The 24,470-nt window shown below is 34.9% G+C and carries 28 protein-coding genes; 13 read left to right on the top strand and 15 right to left on the bottom strand.

Features of this window, described 5'->3' with window-relative positions; all coding sequences use genetic code 11:
* Nucleotides 1-181 precede the first annotated feature (181 nt).
* Together LUA86_RS10520 and LUA86_RS10515 are read left to right on the top strand one after the other, a co-directional pair.
* Nucleotides 182-1,810, top strand: a complete 1,629-nt coding sequence (locus tag LUA86_RS10520) for a glycoside hydrolase 43 family protein (RefSeq protein WP_231460583.1) — start codon at nt 182-184, stop codon at nt 1,808-1,810.
* Nucleotides 1,807-2,598: a rhamnogalacturonan acetylesterase gene (locus LUA86_RS10515; RefSeq protein WP_231460582.1), complete on the top strand. Its 792-nt coding sequence runs from the start codon at nt 1,807-1,809 to the stop codon at nt 2,596-2,598. Before LUA86_RS10520 ends, LUA86_RS10515 begins: the two co-directional genes overlap by 4 nt.
* A 45-nt stretch (nt 2,599-2,643) precedes the next feature.
* Here the strand turns inward: LUA86_RS10515 and LUA86_RS10510 are convergent, their stop codons facing one another.
* Complete coding sequence (locus LUA86_RS10510; protein ID WP_231460581.1) at nt 2,644-3,078, bottom strand: carboxymuconolactone decarboxylase family protein; 435 nt, start codon at nt 3,076-3,078, stop codon at nt 2,644-2,646.
* 151 nt (nt 3,079-3,229) lie between these two features.
* Here LUA86_RS10510 and LUA86_RS10505 point away from each other — a divergent pair, with 151 nt between their 5' ends.
* A complete protein-coding gene (locus tag LUA86_RS10505) occupies nt 3,230-4,162 on the top strand; it encodes a hydrogen peroxide-inducible genes activator (RefSeq protein ID WP_231460649.1) in 933 nt (310 codons plus the stop codon).
* 3 nt (nt 4,163-4,165) lie between these two features.
* Here LUA86_RS10505 and LUA86_RS10500 read toward each other — a convergent pair whose 3' ends face one another.
* The 11 genes from LUA86_RS10500 to LUA86_RS10450 form a co-directional block, all read right to left on the bottom strand.
* The gene (locus LUA86_RS10500; protein WP_231460580.1) at nt 4,166-4,606 is read right to left on the bottom strand and encodes a hypothetical protein; all 441 of its coding nucleotides are present in this window, start codon (nt 4,604-4,606) and stop codon (nt 4,166-4,168) included.
* Nucleotides 4,607-4,697: 91 nt separating this feature from the next.
* Nucleotides 4,698-5,306 (bottom strand): superoxide dismutase, encoded by a 609-nt coding sequence (locus LUA86_RS10495; protein ID WP_231460579.1) that lies wholly within the window; start codon nt 5,304-5,306, stop codon nt 4,698-4,700.
* Between the two features lie 141 nt (nt 5,307-5,447).
* Nucleotides 5,448-5,915 carry a nucleoside deaminase gene (locus LUA86_RS10490; RefSeq protein WP_231460578.1) on the bottom strand — a complete coding sequence of 156 codons (468 nt, stop codon included), beginning with the start codon at nt 5,913-5,915 and terminating at the stop codon, nt 5,448-5,450.
* A gap of 7 nt (nt 5,916-5,922) precedes the next feature.
* Nucleotides 5,923-6,258, bottom strand: coding sequence for a tRNA-binding protein (locus LUA86_RS10485; protein ID WP_231460577.1), 336 nt, complete (start codon nt 6,256-6,258; stop codon nt 5,923-5,925).
* Nucleotides 6,259-6,343: 85 nt separating this feature from the next.
* The gene (locus tag LUA86_RS10480) at nt 6,344-6,721 is read right to left on the bottom strand and encodes a hypothetical protein (RefSeq protein WP_231460576.1); all 378 of its coding nucleotides are present in this window, start codon (nt 6,719-6,721) and stop codon (nt 6,344-6,346) included.
* 2 nt (nt 6,722-6,723) lie between these two features.
* Entirely contained in the window at nt 6,724-7,956 is a 1,233-nt protein-coding gene (locus LUA86_RS10475; protein ID WP_231460575.1) for an ABC transporter permease, read from the bottom strand.
* Nucleotides 7,957-8,015: 59 nt separating this feature from the next.
* Nucleotides 8,016-8,654, bottom strand: coding sequence for an MBL fold metallo-hydrolase (locus LUA86_RS10470; RefSeq protein WP_231460648.1), 639 nt, complete (start codon nt 8,652-8,654; stop codon nt 8,016-8,018).
* Between the two features lie 11 nt (nt 8,655-8,665).
* The gene (locus LUA86_RS10465) at nt 8,666-9,250 is read right to left on the bottom strand and encodes a gliding motility lipoprotein GldD (RefSeq protein WP_231460574.1); all 585 of its coding nucleotides are present in this window, start codon (nt 9,248-9,250) and stop codon (nt 8,666-8,668) included.
* Nucleotides 9,251-9,271: 21 nt separating this feature from the next.
* Nucleotides 9,272-10,021: a shikimate dehydrogenase gene (locus LUA86_RS10460; RefSeq protein WP_231460573.1), complete on the bottom strand. Its 750-nt coding sequence runs from the start codon at nt 10,019-10,021 to the stop codon at nt 9,272-9,274.
* A 114-nt stretch (nt 10,022-10,135) separates the two neighbouring features.
* Nucleotides 10,136-10,903 (bottom strand): phosphosulfolactate synthase, encoded by a 768-nt coding sequence (locus LUA86_RS10455; protein WP_231460572.1) that lies wholly within the window; start codon nt 10,901-10,903, stop codon nt 10,136-10,138.
* A gap of 60 nt (nt 10,904-10,963) precedes the next feature.
* On the bottom strand, nt 10,964-12,367 hold the full coding sequence (locus LUA86_RS10450) for a tetratricopeptide repeat protein (RefSeq protein WP_231460571.1): 1,404 nt from the start codon (nt 12,365-12,367) through the stop codon (nt 10,964-10,966).
* Between the two features lie 249 nt (nt 12,368-12,616).
* On the opposite strand from LUA86_RS10450, the gene LUA86_RS10445 reads away from it, so the two are divergent.
* Both LUA86_RS10445 and LUA86_RS10440 read left to right on the top strand, forming a co-directional pair.
* The gene (locus tag LUA86_RS10445; RefSeq protein WP_231460570.1) at nt 12,617-13,075 is read left to right on the top strand and encodes a nuclear transport factor 2 family protein; all 459 of its coding nucleotides are present in this window, start codon (nt 12,617-12,619) and stop codon (nt 13,073-13,075) included.
* Nucleotides 13,076-13,101: 26 nt separating this feature from the next.
* Nucleotides 13,102-14,643, top strand: coding sequence for an aldehyde dehydrogenase family protein (locus tag LUA86_RS10440; RefSeq protein ID WP_231460569.1), 1,542 nt, complete (start codon nt 13,102-13,104; stop codon nt 14,641-14,643).
* Between the two features lie 82 nt (nt 14,644-14,725).
* Here LUA86_RS10440 and LUA86_RS10435 read toward each other — a convergent pair whose 3' ends face one another.
* Nucleotides 14,726-15,364 carry a GIN domain-containing protein gene (locus LUA86_RS10435; protein ID WP_231460568.1) on the bottom strand — a complete coding sequence of 213 codons (639 nt, stop codon included), beginning with the start codon at nt 15,362-15,364 and terminating at the stop codon, nt 14,726-14,728.
* A gap of 364 nt (nt 15,365-15,728) precedes the next feature.
* Between LUA86_RS10435 and LUA86_RS10430 the strand changes: the two genes are divergently transcribed.
* From LUA86_RS10430 to LUA86_RS10420, 3 genes are read left to right on the top strand one after another with little or no spacing between them, the layout of a single operon-like run.
* Nucleotides 15,729-18,461, top strand: coding sequence for an outer membrane beta-barrel family protein (locus tag LUA86_RS10430; RefSeq protein WP_231460567.1), 2,733 nt, complete (start codon nt 15,729-15,731; stop codon nt 18,459-18,461).
* A 5-nt stretch (nt 18,462-18,466) separates the two neighbouring features.
* Nucleotides 18,467-19,249 (top strand): GLPGLI family protein, encoded by a 783-nt coding sequence (locus LUA86_RS10425; RefSeq protein WP_231460566.1) that lies wholly within the window; start codon nt 18,467-18,469, stop codon nt 19,247-19,249.
* Nucleotides 19,250-19,283: 34 nt separating this feature from the next.
* The gene (locus LUA86_RS10420) at nt 19,284-19,853 is read left to right on the top strand and encodes a Crp/Fnr family transcriptional regulator (protein ID WP_231460565.1); all 570 of its coding nucleotides are present in this window, start codon (nt 19,284-19,286) and stop codon (nt 19,851-19,853) included.
* On the opposite strand, the gene LUA86_RS10415 is transcribed toward LUA86_RS10420, so the two are convergent.
* Nucleotides 19,854-20,780 (bottom strand): GDP-L-fucose synthase, encoded by a 927-nt coding sequence (locus LUA86_RS10415; RefSeq protein WP_255713443.1) that lies wholly within the window; start codon nt 20,778-20,780, stop codon nt 19,854-19,856.
* Between the two features lie 117 nt (nt 20,781-20,897).
* On the opposite strand from LUA86_RS10415, the gene trmB reads away from it, so the two are divergent.
* From trmB to LUA86_RS10390, 5 genes are all read left to right on the top strand, one after another.
* Nucleotides 20,898-21,548 carry a tRNA (guanosine(46)-N7)-methyltransferase TrmB gene (gene trmB / locus LUA86_RS10410; RefSeq protein WP_231460564.1) on the top strand — a complete coding sequence of 217 codons (651 nt, stop codon included), beginning with the start codon at nt 20,898-20,900 and terminating at the stop codon, nt 21,546-21,548.
* Entirely contained in the window at nt 21,548-21,883 is a 336-nt protein-coding gene (locus tag LUA86_RS10405) for an MGMT family protein (protein WP_231460563.1), read from the top strand. Before trmB ends, LUA86_RS10405 begins: the two co-directional genes overlap by 1 nt.
* A 57-nt stretch (nt 21,884-21,940) precedes the next feature.
* The gene (locus LUA86_RS10400) at nt 21,941-22,282 is read left to right on the top strand and encodes a carboxymuconolactone decarboxylase family protein (protein ID WP_231460562.1); all 342 of its coding nucleotides are present in this window, start codon (nt 21,941-21,943) and stop codon (nt 22,280-22,282) included.
* A gap of 220 nt (nt 22,283-22,502) precedes the next feature.
* Nucleotides 22,503-23,087, top strand: coding sequence for a DNA-3-methyladenine glycosylase I (locus LUA86_RS10395; protein ID WP_231460561.1), 585 nt, complete (start codon nt 22,503-22,505; stop codon nt 23,085-23,087).
* Complete coding sequence (locus tag LUA86_RS10390) at nt 23,084-23,623, top strand: GNAT family N-acetyltransferase (protein WP_231460560.1); 540 nt, start codon at nt 23,084-23,086, stop codon at nt 23,621-23,623. The genes LUA86_RS10395 and LUA86_RS10390 overlap by 4 nt, the downstream gene beginning before the upstream one ends.
* Before the next feature lie 27 nt (nt 23,624-23,650).
* On the opposite strand, the gene LUA86_RS10385 is transcribed toward LUA86_RS10390, so the two are convergent.
* Nucleotides 23,651-24,331, bottom strand: a complete 681-nt coding sequence (locus LUA86_RS10385; RefSeq protein ID WP_231460559.1) for a hypothetical protein — start codon at nt 24,329-24,331, stop codon at nt 23,651-23,653.
* Between the last annotated feature and the right edge of the window lie 139 nt (nt 24,332-24,470).

Raw genomic sequence — 24,470 nt, 5'->3', positions numbered from 1 at the left:
AATTCTAAAACTAAAATATGATAAGCAATTGTAGTCATTAAACTTAAAGCTAAAAAACATTTGTCAGAATTTAAAAGTGCAAACGATATCGGGAACGATTGCACAACTCAAGTTGTTTTCGGGCTAAAATTCAACTAAAATTGCTTAACCAAATATAATTTCTACCATTTCAAACGAGCCTATGAAATACTTTGTATATACCTTCTTTCTGGTTAATATTAGCTTATCTCTTCATGCCCAAAATACGCTAAACATTTCAAAAGTATGGATATCTGATTTGGGAAATGGTCGGTATAAAAATCCGGTTATAAATGCCGATTATTCAGACCCGGATGCCATTAGGGTTGGCGATGATTTTTACATGGTTGCTTCAAGTTTCGATGCTGTTCCCGGTTTGCCAATCTTGCATTCGAAAGATTTGGTTAATTGGAAAATTGTGGCTCATGCCTTGCTCAAACAACCTCCGCTTGAGCATTTTGAAAAAACACAGCATGGTAATGGCGTTTGGGCACCCTCAATAAGGTTCAAAAATGGCGAATTTTATATTTACTATCCCGACCCGGATTTTGGAATTTATTTAACAAAAGCAAAAAGTGTTACCGGAACCTGGTCTGAGCCAAAATTAGTTATTGCAGGAAAGGGTTTGATAGATCCATGTCCGCTGTGGGATGAGGATGGTAAAATTTATCTTGCCTATGCCTATGCAGGTAGCCGTGCAGGTATTAAAAGTGTTTTAGCTGTTATGCCTTTAAATGCCGATGGCTCGCAGGCTAGCGGTAACGGCCAAATTGTTTACGATGGACACGAACTAGACCCAACTATTGAAGGACCCAAAGCTTATAAACGCAATGGTTATTATTATCTTTTTGCACCTGCAGGAGGTGTTTCAACCGGATGGCAGCTTGTTTTAAGGAGCAGAAATATTTATGGCCCTTACGAACGAAGGGTTGTGATGCATCAAGGTAAATCTACCATTAATGGACCACATCAGGGCGCTTGGGTTAATACAACATCAGGCGAAGACTGGTTTCTTCACTTTCAGGATAAAGATGCTTATGGAAGAGTTGTACATTTGCAGCCATTGAAATGGGTAAATGATTGGCCCGTAATTGGTTTGGATGAAGATGGTGATGGAATTGGTGATCCAGTTGTAAGCTATAAAAAACCAAATGTTAATCAGGTTTATCCAATTCAAACACCAGCAGAAAGTGATGAGTTTTCATCGCAAAAATTGGGTTTACAATGGCAGTGGCAGGCAAACCCGAAACCAACCTGGTTATTTACTGATGCTGCAAAAGGTGTACTTAAACTTTACACTGCCAAAATTCCTGATAACTCAAAAAATTTATGGGATGTGCCTAATGTTTTGATGCAGAAATTTCCGGCCGAGGAATTTCAGGTAACGACTAAACTCACGTTTAAACCAAATCCGAAACTCGAAAATGAAAGAACTGGTTTGGTTATTATGGGCAGAAGTTATGCAAGCCTTTTTGTAGAAAGTAAAAATGATGAATTGTTTTTAAGCATGGGCATTTGCCATAATGCAGATAAAGGAAAAGATGAGCAGGCAACCGAAATACTTAAATTAAAATCATCTACCGTTTACCTAAAAGTAAAAGTTTACGCTGGTGCAAAATGTAAGTTTAGTTATAGTGAAGATGGTAAAAACTACATCGAAATTGATAAAGAATTTCAGGCAGTTGCAGGCCAATGGATTGGTGCCAAAGTAGGAATTTTTGCTACCCGGAATACGCAAACAAATGATTCAGGGTTTGCTGAATATGATTGGTTTAGAGTTGATAAAATATGAGCAGGCGACTAATAATTTTGATGATGTTATTGTTTGGTTTGATTTTTCAGGCCTTTACACTAATTAAAAAACCAACTGTAATTTATTTGATTGGTGATTCTACAGTAGCCGACTATTCCTTGGAAGAAAATTATATGGCTAAAAAATATCCTATAACTGGATGGGGGCAGGTTTTTCAGCAATTCTTTAGTAAAGAAACACTTAAAAAATTAAACCATTTAATTGATAATGATACTGTTTTGGTTGTAGATAAGGCTAAAGGCGGGAGAAGTACAAAAACTTTTTTAGCAGAAGGCAGATGGACAGAAATTACAAAAAAACTTAAAAAAGGCGATTTAGTTTTAATTCAGTTCGGGCATAATGATGCCGCTAAAGATAAACCAGAAAGATATATTGATACTGCTGGATATAAAAAATTGCTAAGGTTGTATGTTAAGGAAACACGCGGAAAAAAAGCAATCCCGATATTGATTACTCCGGTTACCAGAAATTATCCATGGAAGGGTAAGGTGCTTGGAAGCGCACATGGTGATTACCCGGAAGCTGTTAAAGATGTAGCTAATAAAATGCATGTTCCGATTATTGATTTAACAAAATTATCAGCAGAATTCTTCACTGAAATGGGTCAGGATTTTGTGTCAAAAAACTATTTCATGAATTTAGATTCAGGTAAGTATGAAGCTTACCCAAAGGGACTAAAAGATAATACGCATTTCCAGACAAAAGGTGCAAAAGAAGTGGCCAGGTTGGTTTTTGATGAGCTGATAAAGATTAATAAAATGAAATAAACTTCACCTTTGGGCGCCATTTAGGCGGAGTTTATTTCAAAAGGTTTAGCCAACCATAGTTCTTGATGTTATCGCAATTCTATTCCAGGCATTTATAGTTACAATGGCCATAATAATTTGTGATAAATAATTCTGGTCAAATAACTTTGCTGCTTTATTGTACGTATTGTCTGATACGTGGTTTGTAATCAGCGTAACTTCCTCAGTTAAAGCTAAAATTGCTTGTTCTTCTTCGGTAAATAAATTGGTTTCTTTCCAGGCGTTTAATAAATATATACGTTGTTCTGTTTCTCCTAATTTTCTCGCATCCACACTATGCATATTTAAACAAAAGGCGCAACCATTAATTTGTGATGCTCGCATTTTTATTAATTCTTTATGAATTGGTGTTAGTTTGCTGCCAGCTAAATACTTTTCTAGTGCATACATAGCTTGATAAGCAGCTGGTTCTGTTTTTTGAATATCGATTCTACTTTCCATTATTTTTGTTTTCTGTTGATGTAAAGTTCTGAAACCCGACTGTTAAAAAACTTAATGTAGTTTAAGAAATAAATTAATCCATTTAATGGTAATCGTTTATTATTAATAGTTAAAACTTATATATTTGAGATTATTAATTGTTTTTAACTATATGACTTTAGTTCAGCTGGAATATATTGTAGCCGTAGATACGTACAGAAGTTTTGTAACTGCCGCAGAAAAGTGTTTTGTTACACAACCAACTTTGAGTATGCAAGTGCAAAAATTGGAAGAATTGCTAAGCGTTAAAATCTTCGATAGAAGCAAACAACCGGTAAGTCCGACCGAAATTGGCGCTCAAATTATTGCGCAGGCACGAATCATTTTACAAGAAAGCGGTAAGGTTAAAGAATTAATTAATAGTCAGCAACAAGATGTTTTAGGTGAACTTAGAATAGGCGTTATTCCAACTATAGCGCCTTATCTTTTGCCCGAGGTAATTTCTACCATGCTCGAAAAATATCCTGAATTAAAACTTATGATTTGGGAATACACCACCGAAGATATTATTCATCATTTAAAAACCGGCGTTTTAGATTGCGGCATTTTAGCTACGCCACTAACGGATGCTAATATTGTTGAAATGCCTTTATATTATGAAACATTTGTAAGTTACATTAGCAAAAACAGCAAATTATACAAGAAAAAAGCGGTTGATTCGGAAGATTTAAACGATGAAAACATTTGGCTTTTAAACGAAGGCCACTGCATGCGCAATCAGGTATTAAATATTTGTCGTTCTACTAAAAATAATCGATTACAAGGTTTAGAATACAATACCGGAAGTGTTGAAACTTTAATACGAATGGTTGATTTAAACGGAGGTGCCACTTTATTGCCAGAATTAGCAATAGCAGAATTGAGCGCCAAGCAAAGTGGAAAAATCAGGCATTTTAAAAGCCCTGAACCAGTGCGGGAAATTAGTTTAGTTACACATAAAAATTTCATTAAGAAAAGGATGTTAAATGCCTTAAAAGATGAAATTTTAGAAATTATCCCGAAAACAATGAAGCAAAAAAAGAAAAAGGATATAATTGGAATATAAGCGTTAGTTCATTTTTTCTGGTTTTGCTAATAAAAGACCATTGATGTCGCCTTCAACCTCTTCTTCGCCTTTTTTCTTCTTTTTATTAGATTTTCCGCTCAAACGCTCTTCGATAATTTTATCGTACTGTTTTGGCTGGTCGCCTTTTAAAACGTTACGAATGCTTTTAGTGGTTTCATTTTGCATTTTAAAATACTTGTCGGCATCTTCTTCTCTAGATGTTCCGGCCTGCTGACGTTTTATCAGCTCTGCTTGTTCTTTAGCCTGGTTAAACGTTAGGCTATAGATAATGCTTTTTTGCGTATCATTCAATTTTAGCTTTTTATCTAAATCCTCTACATTTTTCTTCGCGATTTCTGTAGGCGTAGGCATTTTATTTTGCTGTGCCTTTGCTAAATTACTGATGCCTATTGCGATTAAAAATAAAAATATAACCTTTTTCATATCTGCTAAAATTTATACGAAGTTATTAATTAATAAGAAAGCCTGCAAATTTGTGTTTTGCAGGCTCCCATATCATGCTAAAATGTGATGATTAAAGTGCTTTTTTGTAAAGTTCAGCAACTGCATCCCAGTTTACTGCATTCCAAATTGCCGCTAAATAATCCGGGCGTTTGTTTTGATATTTTAAGTAATATGCATGCTCCCAAACATCGATACCAAAAATTGGAGTACCTTTTACTTCGGCAACATCCATTAATGGATTATCTTGGTTTGGAGTAGATGAAACCTGAAGTTTTTTATCTGCACCAACTGATAACCAAGCCCAACCAGAACCGAAACGTGTAGCTCCAGCTTCTTGCATTTTAGTTTTTAAGTCAGCAAATGAACCAAAAGCATCATTAATGGCTTTAGCTAAATCGCCAGTTGGCTCGCCACCTTTATTAGGGCCTAAAACAGTCCAGAATAAAGAGTGATTGTAATGACCACCGCCATTATTTCTAACTGCAGCAGGATATTTTGAAATATTTTTTATAATATCTTCGATGCTTGAATTTGCTTCAGGCTTACCTTCTAATGCTTTATTTAGGTTGGTAACATAAGCCTGGTGATGTTTATCATGGTGTATTTCCATGGTCGTTTTGTCAATATGCGGTTCTAGTGCATCGGTTGCGTAAGGTAACGCAGGTAATTCAAAAGCCATAATATTATATGTTTAAGTTTAAAAATGTTTCTTGAAGCAAATATAACATTCGAACATTAAGTTTTGTTCATGTAATTATCATCAATTGCATTTGTGTTAGGTTAAATAATTGTAATGTTGATAAAGGCACATAGCAAAATATTACCTTTTCTTTTTAAAAAAATCAACCATTAACCTGCTGCATTCTTCTGCTAAAACACCACCTTTTAGTTTAGTTTTTGGGTGTAAAAGATTTGTATCTTTAGATAGAAAACCTCTTTTCTCTTCTCTTGCACCATATACAATTCGGCTAATTTGAGTCCAATAGCTAGCACCTGCACACATAACGCAAGGCTCAATCGTTACGTATAGCGTGCAATCGTTTAAATATTTACCGCCAATAGTTTGCGATGCTGATGTAAAAGCCTGCATCTCTGCATGAGCGGTAACATCATTAAACCGCTCGGTTAAATTGTAACCTCTGCCAATAATTCTATTTTTACTAACGATAATTGCTCCGATTGGAATTTCATTTTCTGCCAGGGCTTTTTCAGCTTCGGCCAAAGCAAGCTTCATGTAATGAATATCTTCCGCTTCAGGATTGTTATCTTCGAAATTATAAAAACTCATATTATATTTAAATCAACTTGCTGCCGTTTGGTACAATTAGTTGCGTTGTACTGAGTACAATATCTCCATCTTCGTTAGCAAAGCCGGTTACTAAAAACTCAGACATAAATTTACCAATTTGTTTTTTAGGGAAGTTTATCACGCCAATTATTTGCTTGCCAGGTAACTCCTCCTTGGTATATATCTTGGTAATTTGGGCACTACTCATTTTAATTCCAAATGGTCCAAAATCTACTTTTAGTTTGTAAGCAGGTTTTCTGGCTTCCGGGAAATCGAAAACTTCAAGTATAGTTCCCGCCCTTAATTCTACTTTTTCAAAATCGTTCCAGCTAATATCTTCCATGGTATGTTTCGTAAAATGATAATTTGTTAAACAATTAGAAATAAAAAAGGCCTTTACAAAAGGCCTCAGATAAAACTTTTAATATTTATTGGGCACAAGGGCCGTCTGGAATTTCTTTGCTAATTTTTATCACTTTGGTAACCACCAGTGTCGAATCAAAATCAGCTGAAACTGTGGCAGTATCTGATTTTGCAAAATAGCCTTCTAATTCTACATAAACCGGCTCGTAAGGTTTTTCGAAATTAAGGTTGCTATAAGATAGTTCGAGATTTTTTACGCTATCTAAAACCCAATACTCACGATTATCCTCACACAGTGTGAAAGATTTCATCTCCGGGCCAAAGCTATATAAACCCTTAACAGTTCTCTTGTCGCTTTCCTCTGGCTTTTCTGCTCGGTTACAAGCGGTAATGGCCACACCTAAAAGCATAACATATACAATTGCTTGTTTAAATAACTTCATTTTTATATTGATTGATTTATTTGGTCTATCTTTTTAACACTTAAATTTGATGACAAAGCAGATGCCAAAAATGAGAAAATCCCTACAGTTACAAAAACTAAAATGAAATCTTTCCACTTAAGGCCTATGGGATAGGAACTTAAAAGTGTATCACTACCTTCTCCCATTTTTATCAAACCGAAATTATGTTGTATAAGGTAAAATATAACCCCAATTATTAGCCCCAATACACACCCCGACATTGTAATCATCATCCCTTCAAAAAGAAAAATTTGTTTTATAAGCTTTTTGCTTGCGCCAAGGCTGCGTAATATCGCTATATCTTTAACCTTATCAATTACCAGCATGGTTAATGAGCCTATAATATTAAATATAGCAATTATTAGTATGAATGTTAGAATTATATAAACAGCCCATTTCTCGGTATTTAGGATGTGATAAACGGAACGATTTTGCTCTGCCTGATTACGGACCTCAAAATCGGTTCCTATATGCTCTGCTACATCGGTTTTGAATTTCTCTATATCAACACCTGGTTTAAGGTTTATTTCAATTGACGAAACATTTTCTGATTCGCCCAATAATTCGCGGGCAAAATCTAACGGAACAATAATCCCATTATCAAATTCTTGCTGAACCTCAAAAACGCCACTTATACGAATACTTTCGGTTACAAAATCTTCAGCTGGATTTATGCTATTGACCTTAATATCTTTCTTTGGCGAAAAAATTTCAAGCTCTGTAAAGGGATCAACTGTGTTTACAGCCAAGTATGTTTGCAAGGTAGAGCCAATTACGGAAGTGTAGCCACTTCTGTTGCTGAGCACAAAGCGACCCTCTTTTATGGTGCTATCCAGTTTTTTATTTTTCAGAAAATCTGGTCCAACGCCTTTAACCATTCCTACAGCTTGTTTATTATTATACTTTAAGAGCGCATTTTCTTGCAAAACTTCTGTAAAAGAATAAACATCTTTATTTTCCTTTAACTTATTGAAATATGCTGTGTTTGGATTAAAGGTTTTTCCCTTAGCAGGTGTAATTGCAATTTCAGGCGTAAGCGTATTAAACATGTTTAAAATGGTTACTTCTAAGCCATTAAAAACAGATAGGATGATGATTAATGCTGCGCTACCAACCATAACGCCCACCATGGATATGCCGGAAATCAAATTGATTGCATTTGTCGATTTTTTGGCAAACAAATATCTTTTGGCGATATATAAAGGCGTATTCACAGATTAAATATAATGTTTTAGCTTAATTATGTAGAAATTGTTTGCTTGTAGATAGACACTTAGAAAAACGGATTGTTTTGTTTTTCAAAACCAATTGTAGTAGATGGGCCGTGACCAGGAAAAACTTTGCATTCGTTTGGTAACGTAAACAGTTTAGTTTCAATACTATTGATTAATTGCTGGTGGTTTCCGCCCGGTAAATCTGTTCTGCCAATGCTTTGATAAAATAAAACATCACCACCAATTAAAATGTTATCAACTTTGCTGTAGAAACACAAATGTGCCGGCGAATGACCTGGCGCAAAAATTAGTGCTAAGGTGCTATTGCCAAAGCTTACAGTTCCGGTTTCACCCAAAAATGTTTCAGGCTCAGGCGATAATTCATACTGAGTAAAACCCATTTGAGGCGCATAGCCGGGTACAGCCTGCAAAACTTGTAATTCACCTTTGTTAAACTGAGGTTTTAAACCCCAGGTATCAAAAACGAATTTATTACCAACAATATGGTCTAAGTGGCAATGGGTATTTAACAGTAATACGGGCTTTAAGTTATTTTCTTTAACGAATGAAACTAACTCGTTCTGCTCAAAGCCTTCATACATTCCCGGGTCGATAATTACACATTCATTGGTTTCATCAAAAAGCACGTATGTATTTTCACCGTAGGCATTAAACGTAAATATTTTTATTTTAATCATGTTTTTATAATCTAATTTTTCCATTTAAAGGTTGTAATCATCTTATCAATGTCTTTCTTGATAAATTTTACAACAGGTTCAATAGAATCGTACTGCGGGCGCTCATTAAAGTAAAGCGCAGCCCTAAAATAGTGCTTAGCGCTATCTGTTAAAAAAAACTGAACTGATGAAGCTGTATTGCCTTCTATGGCATAATATATTCCGTAAACTTTCCTATCGGGATAATTAATAAGTTTCTGGTCGATTGCACTTGCTTTTATGGTATGTTTAAATGCAAGTTTCCGGGCATCTTCCACCATTTCATCATAAATGGCTTTATTGGCAATATCATAATATGTTAAATGCAGATAGCCATTAAACTGCGAAAAATGTAGATTGTACCAATATTTTTGCCCTTTCTTGTCATCATTTTCCATTTTAGCATAAACCGGATATTCAAAACTGAAAGGAGCTTTACTATCAAAAGATTGATATTTTTTTTCAGGATATACGATGCGAAAATAGCCTTTAGGTTTTGGGCTATAATCATTGTTCTGACAGGCAGCAATAAACAAAAGTAAAATAATGGGTAAAAAAAATAAGTTTTTAGCTTTCATATCCTGTTTGCCAAACGTTTTTTAATCCAAATTGTTCCATATACGCCAAGCTTGTTCTGCTTGTTGATGCAGCATTTCTAAACCATTTTTTGTAGAAGCGCCTTGTAATGCTGCCTTTTCTAAAAATTTAGTTTCCAATGGGTTATAAACCAAATCATAAGCTAAGTGTTCTTTGCTTAATAATGTGTATTCAATTTCCGGGCAACCTTCTAAATTCGGAGACATACCCAAAGGCGTTGTGTTAATTAAAAGCTTATGAGATTGCAGCATATCATCCGTAATTTCTGAATATAAAATTGCGCCTGAAGCAGGTTTTCTAACAACAGTTTTGTAATCAATATTTAATTTGTGGAGTACATATTTAACAGCTTTTGCTGCGCCGCCATCACCAAAAATCAAAGCCTTTGTATGTTGCGGTTTAAGTAAAGGTTTTAAAGATTCTTCGAAACCAAAAGCATCCGTGTTGTATCCTTTAAGGTGTTTTTTGCCATTGATGTTTTTTACAGAAATACAATTTACAGCACCAATTTTATCTGCTGCTTCATCAATCTCATCAAGAAAAGGCAAAACCGAAACTTTATGAGGAATGGTTACGTTTAATCCGCAAAGGCTTTCGTCATCATTCAATAAATTTACGATTGAAGAAACATTTTCCATTGGAAAAAGCTCATATTGGTGATTTGAAATATGCTCTTTCGAAAACTTTTCAGTAAAATATTTTTTTGAAAAGGAATGCGAAAGCGGATAACCGATTAGACCGTAAGTTTTCATTTTTATTTCGTTTGCCCAATAATAGAGGTAAAGAATTGCGTGCCGATAATATAATAATGGCTTTAGCCTGTTTAAGCTAAAGCCATTTTGCCATTCAAATAAATGGTTTAAATTTTATTTATTTAAGTTAAGAAAGTGATCAAATGTATCACCTCTTAATCCTAATCTGATGGTTTCTAATGGAATTACTTCAGCAGGTGCAATATTACCAAGGTTAACATTGGTTCCAATAAGTTTGATAAACCATACTTGCTGCTCTTTTTGTGGTGCTTCCCAGATAATTGTTTCTTCAGGTATTTGTGTTAAAATTTCATCTACCAAACCTTCTCTTACTTCACCGCTACCGCGATAAATACCAACATTTCCACCTTCGCGAGCTTCGGCAATAACTTTCCAAGAGCCAGCTTCAAGTTCGGCCTGCATTAATTTAATCCATTTATATGGCGCAAATATTTTAGCAGCATCTTTACTTCCAACTTCAGAAATTACAGTAACCTGTTTTGCAAGTTCACTAATGTAATTGCATTTTAAATCGTGCTCAATTTCGATGGAGCCATCAGAAACTTCGGCATATTCCATTCCGTATTGATCTAAAACACGTTGGTAATCTGAAAACTGATTGCGGATGATAAATGCCTCAAATAAAGTTCCTCCAAAATAGGTTGGAATACCGGCACTTTTATATAATGCTAATTTTTCTTTAAGCTTTGGGGTAACATGAGAGGTAGCCCAGCCTAATTTTACGATATCTGTATGTACGCCCGCAACATCAAGAAAATCTTCTACCTGACGTAGGCTTAATCCCTTATCCATAACCATTGTAATGCCTTTTTGGCGTGGCTTTTCCGGACGCTCGGGAACGTTTAATAATGGGTAATTCATATGTGTACAAAAGTGGAAAAAAAATTGAGAATTATATGTCAAAATTTTCTCACACTGATTTTACCTGATGTAACGGTTAATAACATTTATAATTGCACTATTATCCTGCAATTGTGGTAGGTATTCAAACAAAATATAATGCTTATCCGGGTCGGTAGTTAGAGCAGTTTCTAAATAACCTAACGCATCGGCATAGTGGCCAAGCGCAAATAAGTAAGCAACCATTCTGTAATATAATTCTGCCGCTTCCGGGTTGTTCTTAATGGCCTCTGCCATGGTTTCAGAAGCTTCTAAAAGTTTACCTTGTTCGTACAAAACGGTACTAAAATCTAGCCAGGCTTCAATATCCAAAGGATTGTATTCTAAAACCTTTTCGTACGCTTCTATAGATTCATCAATTTGATTTAGCTTGTAGTAGGCATCGGCCATTGCAAACCAGAAATCAGAATTTTCGCCTTCTAAATCAATTGCTTTTTTATAAAAATGTAACGATTCGAAATAACGTTCTTCATGGTTTAATGTAACGCCAATACCAAACCAGGCATCAGCCATTTTTGGGTCCATCTTTACCGATTTCTTGTAATAAGAACGGGCTTCGTCCATTTTTTCGAGCTTCTCGAAACATTCGCCAATTGCACAATAGGTATCGGCATTAGGCTGTTCATATTCAAAAGTTTGTTTGTAAACCTCTATAGCTTCATCATATTTATCGAGCTGAACTAAAGCATTTCCTTTATTAAAATAAGCAGAGCTGAAATCTTCTTTGATTAAAATTGCATAATCATACGCATCAATTGCTTTTTCAAAAAGATTTAATTTATGAAAACTGTTGCCTAAATTATACCAGGCCGCATAAGAGTATGGGTCGGTATCAATATACTGCTGATAAAATTTGATACTTTCTTCCTGTTTATCTAAAACATCATAACAAAATGCCAGTTCATACAAACCATCCTGGTTTTCCATGTTTTGCTCTAAGCTTAGCTTAATGTAAACAATGGCATTTTCATAGTCAGACATGCTTTGGTAAACATAAGCCATCTGCAAAAGTATTTCATCCGTACTTTCTGCCAAGCCTAAAGCTTTTTCATAATTTTCTAAAGCTTCGGTATAACGCTCAGTATTTTGATAAATGTTTCCGCGAAGCAGATAAATGTCAGGTTCTGATGATTCTAAAAGTTCAGCTTTTTGTAAAGACAGAAAAGCGCTCTCATAATTATTTGTTAAAATATAAAGGTGCGCCTGTTTAATTAAAAAAACTGTTGCATAAGGATGCTGACTAACAGCGTAATCTACAACTTGTAAAGCCTTAACCGGATCGTTTTTTTCAATGTAAAAATCTACAATGTATTCAAAAGCGCCTGCATCGAAAAAATATTGATCTTTATTACGGATCATCTCTTCGTAACGTTCAACTGAACGTTGTGCATCTTCGTTGGATTCAAAAAAGAATTCTTCTTCCATATATTAAACTATTAAAGAACCGTGCCAATAAGCAGATAAACACAACCTAAGTTTACAATATTTACAAAGCAACTATAAAAATAATTATCAACATTGTTAATGCTGTTGCATGTAAATGGTTGAAAATAAATGATATTGGCGGTTTTGGCCTGTGTGTATTATCAACAACTTTTTTCTGTAGCGCAGTTCCTTTTCCCTTCTTTCACAAAAATAGTATAAATTTATTTAATTAAGCGTAACCAATAAGTCATGAAAAAAGTAACCTTTTTAACGTTATTCATCATTTTTTCTGCTAATGTATTGTGGGCACAAAGTGATGATGAACAAGCCATTAAGCAAACTATAAATAATCTTTTTCTAGGGATGAAAAATGGCGATAGCTCTTTAGCGGCATCAGCTTTTGCTAAAGAAAGTATATTGCAAACAATTGTAAGTAAAGAAGGCAAAAACACCATTAAAACAGAATCCGTTTTGGGATTTTTAAAAATGATAGCTATACCACGAACGCAAATTTATGATGAGCGGATTGTATTCTCTAAAATTTTAATTGATGGTGCTTTAGCTGCTGTTTGGACCGAATATAAATTTTACATTAATGAAAGATTTAGCCATTGCGGGGTAAATTCCTTTCAACTGGTAAAGGGCGAAAAAGGCTGGCAGATTGCTTATTTAATAGATACCCGTAGAAAAGATAATTGTAAACCTTAGATTTATAAAATAATAATATCAAAAACATGAGCGCAAATATTCAATCGATTTTAACACAACTCGGCATAGAAAATATTAACCCGGCATATAGTACCGGCAATGATTGGGGTGGTGCAAATAACACAGAAAATATAGATAGTTTTTCGCCTGTTGATGGACAAAAAATAGCATCGATAAAGGTTTCTTCAAATAATGATTACGAACAAGTAATTGCAAAAGCGCAAGAAGCATTTGTGTATTGGAGAACTGTCCCTGCACCTAAACGAGGAGAAATTGTGCGTCAGTTTGGCGATGCTTTGCGTAAAAATAAAGAGGCTTTAGGAACATTGGTTTCTTACGAAATGGGTAAAAGTTTGCAAGAAGGCTATGGCGAAGTGCAGGAAATGATTGATATCTGCGATTTTGCTGTCGGTTTATCGCGTCAGCTTTATGGATTAACCATGCACAGCGAGCGTCCAAACCATCGCATGTACGAGCAGTGGCATCCGCTTGGAATTGTTGGAATTATTTCTGCCTTTAATTTTCCTGTTGCGGTTTGGAGCTGGAATGCTGCGTTGGCATGGGTTTGTGGTAATGTTTGCATCTGGAAACCTTCAGAAAAAACACCACTTACCGGCATTGCCTGCCAAAAAATTATTGCAGCAGTTTTTAAAGCTAATGATATCCCTGAAGGGGTATCGAGTTTAATTATTGGCGATAGAATAATTGGCGAGTTAATGACTAATGACGGACGTGTACCTTTAATTTCTGCAACTGGTTCTACCAGGATGGGTAAAGCTGTAGCTGTGGCGGTGGGTGCTCGTTTAGGTAAAAGTTTATTAGAACTTGGAGGTAATAACGCCATCATCATATCAGAGCATGCTGATTTAGATATGAGTTTAATTGGGGCAGTTTTCGGTGCGGTTGGTACTGCTGGTCAACGTTGTACCTCAACAAGAAGATTAATTATTCACCAAAGCGTTTACGATACATTTGTTGCCAAACTGGTTAAAGCTTATGCCCAGTTAAGAATTGGCAATCCTTTAGATCAAAATAACCATGTTGGTCCGCTGATTGATAAAGATGCGGTAAATGCCTATCTCGATTCTATTGAAAAATGTAAAGCCGAAGGTGGTAATTTTGTTGTTGATGGAGGCGTTTTAGAGGGTGAAAAGTATGCCAGTGGTTGTTATGTTAAGCCATGCATCGCCGAAGTTAAAAATGATTATAAAATTGTTCAGCATGAAACTTTTGCACCGATTTTGTATTTGATTAAGTATACAAATCTTGATGAAGCGATTGCATTGCAAAATGGTGTTCCTCAAGGTTTATCATCAGCCATAATGACGCTTAATTTAAGAGAGGCCGAGCAATTTCTATCTTATCAAGGCTCTGACTGTGGAATTGCAAATGTAAATATTGGTACTTCCGGAGCAGAAATTGGCGGCGCTTTTGGGGGCGAAAAGGAAACTGGCGGAGGAAGAGAAAGTGGTTCTGATGCATGGAGAGCCTATATGCGTAGACAAACCAACACCATAAATTACGCTAATACTTTGCCTTTAGCACAAGGAATAAAATTTGATTTATAGTTTAAAATACAAAAACATCGGCCGGAATTGCTCCTGCCGATGTTATCATTAACTAAAACTAAACTATATGTATGATGGATTATTAGAAAAGTTTTTCTAATAAGTCTATTTTTAAATCTTCATAGCGATTTAAGTTGCTTGCATAAATTGCTTTTGGCGCAATGCTGATGTTGGTATTTTGAGCAGCAAATTCATTCATTTTTAATTTCGCCTCATTGCCTAAAGTTGCAGTATGCATTTCTGTAGTGCCTTCTAAATTCAAACTTGTACCATCATTTGCTATTGTAAACAAGTTTACGGTGTTGGCATTAATGTTTGCCGAAGCTTTGTCTTTAAGGATAACCTCTAAATCTAATAAATTGAATTTTCCTGAGGTGGTAACGCTTGATGTATTTGAAGCTACAATTGATTGAATGTTGTTAACATGTGCAATAACAGTTAAAGGTTCTTTGGCAAATGAACTGATTCTAAGTTCAGAACCTTGTTGTTGCACCAATGCATTGCTGGTATAATATTTATCAAAAACCTCTATGCTTTCTTGGCTATCCTGAACCAGGATTAATTTTACATTTCCGCTTACCGAGATTTTGCTGATGTTTTTTACCTGATTAATTGTAGTGTAACTAGACTTCAATTCTGTTGCGTTTGCTACAACTGTGGCGCTACTTAAAGTTACCATAACTAAAGCTGCTGCGAATAAGTTTTTAATAGAATTTTTCATGACCTGAATATTTTATGTTTTGTAAATCTTTTTTTAATCCCCTAATTTCTAGGTGGTTTTAAATATAAGACGGCAACACTCAGGAAACGTTTCAGACTAGTGAACAGTAATATACCACTGTCGGTAATTTATAGACGAACGGGCATTATATCTATACCAAAAATGGTAAACTTATAGCTGTTTCAGCTAAAACGTTTCAGCTAATGTAATTTCCACATAACATTATTGTTAAATTTTGTTAAGGCATAATGAAACTAAAAAATTAGTTTTATATTGGTCCTGAAAACCAACTCTATTTATGAAAAGAACGCTACTCACAGTATGTTTTCTCTTTTTGATTTTTTGTACAGCAAAAGCTCAAAATTTGCATACTATTAAGGGCCGTGTTATTGATACGGCCGCAACCTCTATCCTCGGAGGAACCTCAGTTTCGATTTTAAATGCCAAAGATTCTACTTTGGTAAAATTTACCCGGGCAGCAGAAAATGGCTCATTTGAGCTCCCCAACATCCGTAATGGAAAATTCATCCTTTTGGTTTCCTATCCGAAATACGCTGATTTTGTTGATCACTTTGTGCTGGATTCTAATAAAAAAGATGTTGATTATGGTAAAATTAACCTAACGGGAAAAGCGCAGCTTCTTGCCGATGTAATTATTAAAGGAAATCGCACTGCGATAAAAATTAAAGGAGATACTACAGAATTTGACCCGCAGGCATATAATATTGAGCCCAATGCAAAGGTTGAAGATTTAATTAAACAGTTTCCGGGAATAGAGGTTGATAAAGACGGCAAAATAACCGCACAAGGCCAAAAAAACGTGAAGGTTTTAGTAGATGGAGAAGAGTTTTTTGGAGACGACCCCACACTGGTGACAAAAAACATTAGAGCTGATATGGTTGATAAAGTTCAGCTTTATGATAAAAAAAGCGACCAGGCAACTTTTACAGGTGTTGATGATGGCGAAAAAACCAAAACGTTAAACATTAAGCTTAAAGAGAATGCTAAAAACGGCTATTTTGGAAAAGTAATTGCAGGTGTTGGTACAGATGATTTTTATCAAGGCCAATTAATGTTTAACAAATTTGCAGGTAAGAAGAAATTTTCTGCTTATGGTATACTAGGTAACAATGGTAAGGTTGGTTTAGGCTGGGAAGATAGTCAGAAGCTTGGAACGCAAAGTGCTGGTACAATGAGTGATGATGGTGGTATTTATTTTACCAGCAGTGGTGATGAATTTGAGGGTTGGGGCGGACAATATAATGGAGAAGGTATTCCGGTAGCCAGAACCGGTGGTTTGCATTTCGATAACAAATGGAATAGCGATAAAGAAACTTTAAATACAAATTACAAAATCGGTTCTTTAAGGGTTTTTGGTGATAGAAATACAATCAGCCAGAATAATTTAGCTTCGGGTATCATTAATAATATTTCAAATCAGAATTATGATAATGATGTTTTCAGACAGAAGCTTGATGCGATGTATGAAATTAAGTTGGATACTACTTTAACACTAAAAATTAATGTTGATGGAACACTTAAAAAAAGCGACACCTTTCAAGATTATGCTACCGTTAGTACTAGAGGTAATAATAGTTTGCTAAATACAAGTTCTAGAACATTAGCTAATAATGCTGAAGATAAGATATTTAACATCAATGCCTTTTTAACAAAAAAACTAAAAAAGAAAGGACGTACGTTATCTCTAAATTTAAGTCAATCTGTTACCGATAATAATACAGAAGGATATTTAAACTCTGCTAATAGTTTTTATAATGTAAATGGCGCTTTGGATAGTATTGCAAACATAAACCAGTATAAATTGAATAGCATTAAAAACAATGTTTTTAAATCCAATTTGGCCTATACAGAGCCCATTACGAAATCTTTAACAGTGATTCTTAATTATGGTTTAAATTTAAGTAATGGCCGTTCAGATAGAAAATCATTTAATCAATCTTTACCTGGCAGATATGATATATTAGATACTCAATTTAGTAATGATTACCAATTGGATCAGATCATCAATTCTGGGGGTGCAGTCTTTAACTACAAGAAGGGAAAAAGTGTTTTAAATGTTGGCTCTAAATTTAGCGATGTTAATTTTAAACAGGAAGATTTATACAATAAAATCAGATACGACAGGAAATTTATAAACTACATGCCACAGGCGATGTATCAATATAATTTCTCTCAGCAAAAATCTTTCCGTATAAACTATAATGGAAATACACAACAGCCAAGTTTAGACCAAATTCAGCCTATAAGAGTAAATACCGATCCCTTAAATATTACTTTAGGAAACCCGGATTTACGACCATCTTTTAGAAGTAATTTAAATGCAAGTTATAATTCCTATAAAGTTATAAGCAGTCAGTCTATTTATATTAGTGGTTATTTTAGCTTTACAAACAACCCGATTGCAAGTAATGTGGTAACCGATGCAGCAGGTAAAAGTACTTTTCAAGCTGTAAATTTAGCAGATAAAGTACCAACAAATTTTAGTTTATATTCTAGCTTTGGTCGGAAAATTTTTGGTACAAATGTGGGTTTAGGTCTTAATATGAACGGTAGCACATCTTATAACTTTATTAATAGTGTATTAAACCAGACTAAAACAATGCGTTATTCTCCTCAAATCAATATTAATAGATATAAAGATGGGAAATACAGCATTTACGGCTATTTCGGGCCAGATTACACAACTTCGGTAGCCTCGGTTCAGCAAGCTTTTAATAGTAATGGATGGGGCGCTTCGGGTTACTTATCAGGTTCGGTTCAATTACCAGGTAAATTGGAGATAACAACAGACGGGCAATACACGTATCGTGCAAAAACTCAGGCTTTTAACGAATCATTTACACAACTTATCTGGAATACTACAATAACGAAAAAGTTCTTCAAAGCACAAAATTTAAGAACATCAATTCAAGGGTTTGATTTACTAAATCAGAATCAAGGGTTTAACCGTTATGCATCAAACGGAAACATTACACAGAGCAGTTATAGAACCATCAGAAGATATTTTATGTTTACTGTAAGCTGGGATTTTACTAAAATGGGCGGTGGCGCAGCTACTCCAGCACCTCAAAATTAATAGCCATGAAAACGATATTAAAACTTACAATAATTTTAGCGGTAATATTTATCAGCAATACTTGTATTGCACAAAATGTACATTTTATTAAGAATGGTGTTATCGAATACGAGAAACGCTCAAATATGTACGCATTGGTAAAAAAGAAAATAAATAGTGATAATGAATCTTACATGGCTCAAGCTTTTGAGAATTATAAGAAGAATTTTCCGCAGTTTAAATCGGCTAAAAGCACACTAAAATTTAACAGCGATAAAAGTTTCTATAAATTTATTGAAGATGCGGCACCAACAACCAATAATTGGCTGCACAATAATCCAATAGCCGATTTAAAAAATATTATCGCCACTGATTATACTACGGCAACCAATACCATTCAAAAAAGTGTTTATGAGGCAACCTATTTGGTAAAAGATAGCGTACGTAAAATAAATTGGAAAATTACTGATGAAACCCGTGAAATTGCTGGATATGAATGCAGAAGAGCAAATGCAATTATTATGGATTCGGTATATGTTGTAGCTTATTACTCCAACCAAATTGCTGTTTCTGGTGGCCCTGAAACCTTTAGTGGTTTGCCTGGTATGATATTAGGTTTAGCTTTACCGCACGATAATATTACCTGGTTTGCAACCAAGGTTACTGAAGTAGCCGTACCAGAAAAAGATTTGTTGCCGCCAGCCAAAGGAAAGCCTACAGATAATGCGGGGCTAAAGAAAATCCTGCTATCGGTTTTTAAAGACGAAGGCGCCTATGCACAGCCCTATCTAAAAGCCTTTACACTATAATTTGTGGTAAATTGGCGGGGTTAAATCAACTGAAATGTATAGCCCACTTTTAAATCATATCAACAAATTTATCGATTTGAGTAATGTAGAAAAGGAAACCCTGACTTCATTACTCAAACCGATAACAATTAAAAAGAAAGCTTTTTTGCTTGAGGAAGGACAAGTTTGCAAAGCGAATTATTTTGTTGTTAAAGGTTGTTTGCGTTTATACTTCATCGATATAAAAGGAGCAGAGCAAACTACTCAATTCGCTATCGAAAATTGGTGGATTACCGATTTGACAAGTTTTTTGTTTCAGAAATCTTCAGAATTTTATATTCAATCGGCAGAAAATACCGAGGTAATTGCTATAGAACACCGTGACTACGATTTGCTCTTTAGCAAATTGCCAAAAATGGAAAGATATTTCAGACTTATTTTACAGAAAAATCACCAGGCATCGCAAATGCGGATTAAGTTTTTATACAGCCAAACTGCCGAAGAAAGATACCACCACTTTAATAAGTTATTTCCAGAATTTGTACAACGAATACCGCAATATATGCTGGCTTCTTATTTAGGTTTCACACCAGAATTTCTCAGTAAAATCAGGGCTAAGAATTAATTAATACCTGCTTAAAAAATCCTGATAAGCAAGAGCTATTCCTTCACGAAGTTCGATGGTGTGTTTCCAGCCTAAGTTATGAAGTTTAGTAACGTCCATTAATTTACGCGGTGTTCCATCGGGTTTACTGGCATCAAAAACCAGTTCTCCTTTATATTGCAAAACATCTTTAATAAGCAATGCTAAGTCTTTAATGGTTAAATCATGTCCAACACCAATATTTATTAAGTTTGCTTCGTTATAGTTTTCCATTAAGAAATAACAGGCATTTGCCAAATCATCGGCAAATAAAAACTCACGCATCGGTGAGCCAGAGCCCCATACAATCACTTCTTTTTCATTATTAATTTTAGCCTCGTGAACTTTACGTATCAATGCAGGTAATACGTGCGAGTTTTGAGGATGATAGTTGTCATTATAGCCGTATAAATTGGTTGGCATTACAGAGATAAAATTACAACCGTATTGGTCGCGATAGGCATCGCACATTTTAATTCCGGCAATTTTTGCAATGGCATAAGGCTCATTGGTTTCTTCTAAAGTTCCGGTTAAAAGATATTCTTCTTTTAATGGCTGCGGAGCCAATTTAGGGTAAATGCAACTCGAGCCCAAAAACATAAGTTTTTTTACTCCGTTTAAATATGCATTATGGATTACGTTGTTTTGAATAGATAAATTCTCAAAAAGAAAATCCGCCCTGTATGTATTATTGGCTACAATGCCACCAACTTTTGCTGCGGCTAGAAATACATAGTCAGGTTTTTCTTCAGCAAAAAAATCAGTAACTGCCTGCTGGTTTCTTAAATCTAATTCTTCAGAAGTTTTGGTGAGCAGGTTTGTGTAACCTTCTTTTTCTAACTTGCGAAAGATTGCTGAACCCACCATTCCTCGGTGCCCTGCGATGTAAATTTTGGCTGATTTTTCCAATGTTGAATGTTAAAAATGCTTCCAAAAATACAACACATTAAGCGAATACGTATTAAGATTATTGGTAAAAAAAATTCCGTTAAATGATTTAATTGTATTTTTGACGAAAAAAAACTCTTGGGTAAAGATAAACTTAGGCGTTTTGCAGAGATTGAAACTTTTGCAAACGTATTGCAATTAGATGAAGGAAAGCCGCTCAAAGGCAATTGGGCTAACACACATTTCAAAAATAATAATCCTATTGTGCTCGAATTGGCCTGTGGGAAAGGTGAATATTCGGTAAACCTTGCTAAATTATTTCCTGATAAAAATTTTATAGGGATTGATTATAAAGGCAATCGCATTTGGCGTGGTGCTAAAACTGCTATTGAAGAAGGTATAAATAATGTTTCCTTTTTAAGAATTCAGATAGAAAACTTGCTTGATTATTTTGAGGCTGGAGAAATTGACGAAATATGGATTACTTTTCCTGATCCTCAACCACAGGATAGTCGCGAAAAGAAACGGTTAACCTTTCCAGCGTTTTTAGATAAATACAAGGCTATTCTAAAAGCTGATGGAAGGGTAAATTTAAAAACTGATAATGATCAGCTTTATCTTTATACAAACGAGAAAGTATCAGAATTAAATCTTCCGGTTCATAAAAATACCGACCATTTGTATACATCAGAATTTGCTGATGAAATACTTTCGATTAAAACATATTACGAGAAAAAATACCTTTTGCACGATAAAAACATTAATTACATTCAATTTTCGTTTGCGTAATGGACACCAACTTTTATGAGCAAGTTTACGAGGTTGTGAGGCTCATCCCAAAGGGAAGAGTTACCTCATACGGTGCAATTGCAAAGAGCTTAGGAGCAGCAAAATCATCTCGTATGGTTGGGCATGCAATGAGCTATGCAGGTACTGCGCATCCTTATGTACCGGCGCACAGAGTTGTAAATAGTAGCGGCTTGTTAACAGGTAAGTTTCATTTTAGTCCGCCAGAATTGATGGAGGAATTGCTTGCAAAAGAAGACATCAAAGTAAAAAACGATAAGGTTGTAGATTTTAAGAAAGTCTTTTGGAATCCTTTAGATGAACTTTCTGTTGACTAATTGCACCGGCAGGTTGCTTACAATTTTTATAAAAAATCATTCATTTAAATAATAATCATGGGGAAATTAGTAGAAGAATTTAATGGCTATCGCGAAAAAATGAACGATAGAATTATGGAGACTGCAAACACCAACATTAAGCGGTTTTTTGCTTTAGATACCACAAGTTATGCCGATGGCGCTTTAGATGTTAAAACTAAGGAGATGTTGGGTTTGGTTGCATCGATGGTTTTGCGTTGCGATGATTGTATCAAATATCATTTAGGAAAATGCCATGATGCAGGTGTAAACAGTGATGAGATGAACGAAATTTTTATGATAGCAAATTTAGTTGGCGGTAGCATCGTCATTCCGCATTACAGAAGAGCTGTTGAGTATTGGGATGAGCTTTCTAGTTAGTCAAAAGTATTATACCAAAATGCTATATCAGAAAAACAATATGGTATGTGTAAGCTCAGAGAACTAATTGTTTATAAAAAATGATTTTCCTTATTAGTAGAGATCCGTAATTTAACAAAGACTTTTCCGAGAAGCAGAACAGTTTAGTTTGTTTGCTCAAATTCGGAGCTCATCAAGGTAGGTTTGTAGTAGTATTGGGGAAGCTTAAAATTTTCGTAAAATGACTGAAGACTTGGGACTAAAGACTGAGGAGTGCATCCGTTGCACATGGGCTGGCTCAGATCCGCTTTATGTAAAGTATCATGATGAAGAATGGGGAAAGCCAGTTTACAATGATAAAACCCTTTTTGAGTTTTTAATTTTAGAAGGTGCGCAAGCAGGTTTGAGTTGGATAACGATACTCAAAAGGAGAGAAAACTACAGAACAGCTTTTGCTGATTTTGATGTTGAAAAAGTTGCTGCATTCGATGGTAAAGATATTGAACGCTTAATGTCTGATGCGGGAATAATCAGAAACAGACTTAAAGTAAATGGTGCAATTACCAATGCTAAACTTTTTATAAAAATTCAGCAAGAATTTGGGAGTTTCGCAAATTATATCTGGGGATTTTTACCTGATGGAAAGCCAATTTTAAATCATATTGAAAAGATGTCTGACGTTCCTGCCAGAACAGAATTGTCGGATAAAATAAGTAAAGACATGAAAAAACGTGGCTTTAAGTTTTTTGGGACAACGATTTGTTATGCGCACATGCAAGCTACGGGAATGGTAAATGATCACTTAATAAATTGCTGTGCAAGATGATTGATGTTTTTCCTGAATTGTGTACCGATAGATTGCGATTAAGGCAATTTGAAGATTTTGATTTAGAAAATGTTTACAAAGGCTTATCGAATCCTGATGTAATCAAATACTATGGAGTACATTACCAAAGCATACAAGAAACTCAGGAACAATTAAAATGGTTTAAAACAATTCAAATTGAACACACAGGAATATGGTGGGCAATTTGTAATAAGCAAAATGGCGATTTTATGGGCGCTGTTGGATTTAATAATTTTAATAAATCGCACAAGAAAGTAGAAATAGGATTCTGGTTAATACCTAAATATTGGAAAAAAGGAATTGTAAATGAATCAGCAACTGCAATTTGTAACTACGCATTTTATAGTTTGCATGTTAACAGAATAGAAGCTTTTGTAGAATCTGAGAATGAGAATAGTAAAAATGCATTGCTAAAATTAGCTTTTGAATACGAAGTAACCATGAAAAACTGTGAAATTAAAAATGGCAAGACAATTAGCCTGTCAATTTTTGCAAAGTTGAAACCTTTATCTTAAAATCCTTAAATTTTAAAAATCCTGATCCTATTTTTTTCCTTCGTTATATTCTCTAACCAACTCAACAACATCCTTACTATTTAAGCTTGAGTTTGCTTCAATCTTTTCTTTTATAGCAGGCTTGTCGCCAAGCTTTTGTAATAAAATGCTACGCACTTCTGCTTTTCTTGTGTCTTCTGTTATCGCTTTTATTGGAATTTCCTGAAGCGGGCCTGTTCCTGGTTTTTCGATAAAATAGCGAACCACCAGCGCACCAATTGGAGGTTCTGGACCACTGTTTCTTCCACCACCTATGCTAATTCCGCCACCCATTCCCATTCCTCCTAAGCCACCGGTTCCGGTACCAATACCAATCGAAGGTCTAAACCTTACATTTTTTTCCTTTTTAACAGGCATCAATGTGCCTCCGCCGAAAGAATATAAATTTATTGCACCCGTTTCAATAACTTTTACAAATCGGTATTCAAAGTTTTTCTTATTGGCAAAGCCCTTACTAATGTAGCTGTTACCATTCCAAAAGAAATTCTTCACATCTTTCGCAAGCAAAATTACATCAGCTTCGTCATTAGCACTAATGTAAACAGAGAAATAATCGGTGCCTTTAATTGTACCACGAATTACATCATCATTATTTTTTACGATAAAATCCTGGGCAGAAGCGGTAAGTGCAAAAACAGAAACTAAAATCGAAAGGAAGAATATTTTCATAATAAAAAAATTGCTTGCTCAAAAATAACGGAACTAAATTTATAATCTTATCCTTTACATTTAAATTTTATTGTTATCGTTAACTTTGGTTACTTTTATCTGGCAGCAAAATATTGCCAATCGGTAAATTATTAAACCG

It is taken from the genome of Pedobacter sp. Leaf132 (assembly GCF_920984695.1).
In the GTDB taxonomy this organism is placed as follows: Bacteria; Bacteroidota; Bacteroidia; order Sphingobacteriales; family Sphingobacteriaceae; genus Pedobacter.
The sequence above is the reverse complement of the archived record's forward strand: the minus strand, read 5'-3'. Positions and strand labels throughout refer to the sequence as shown.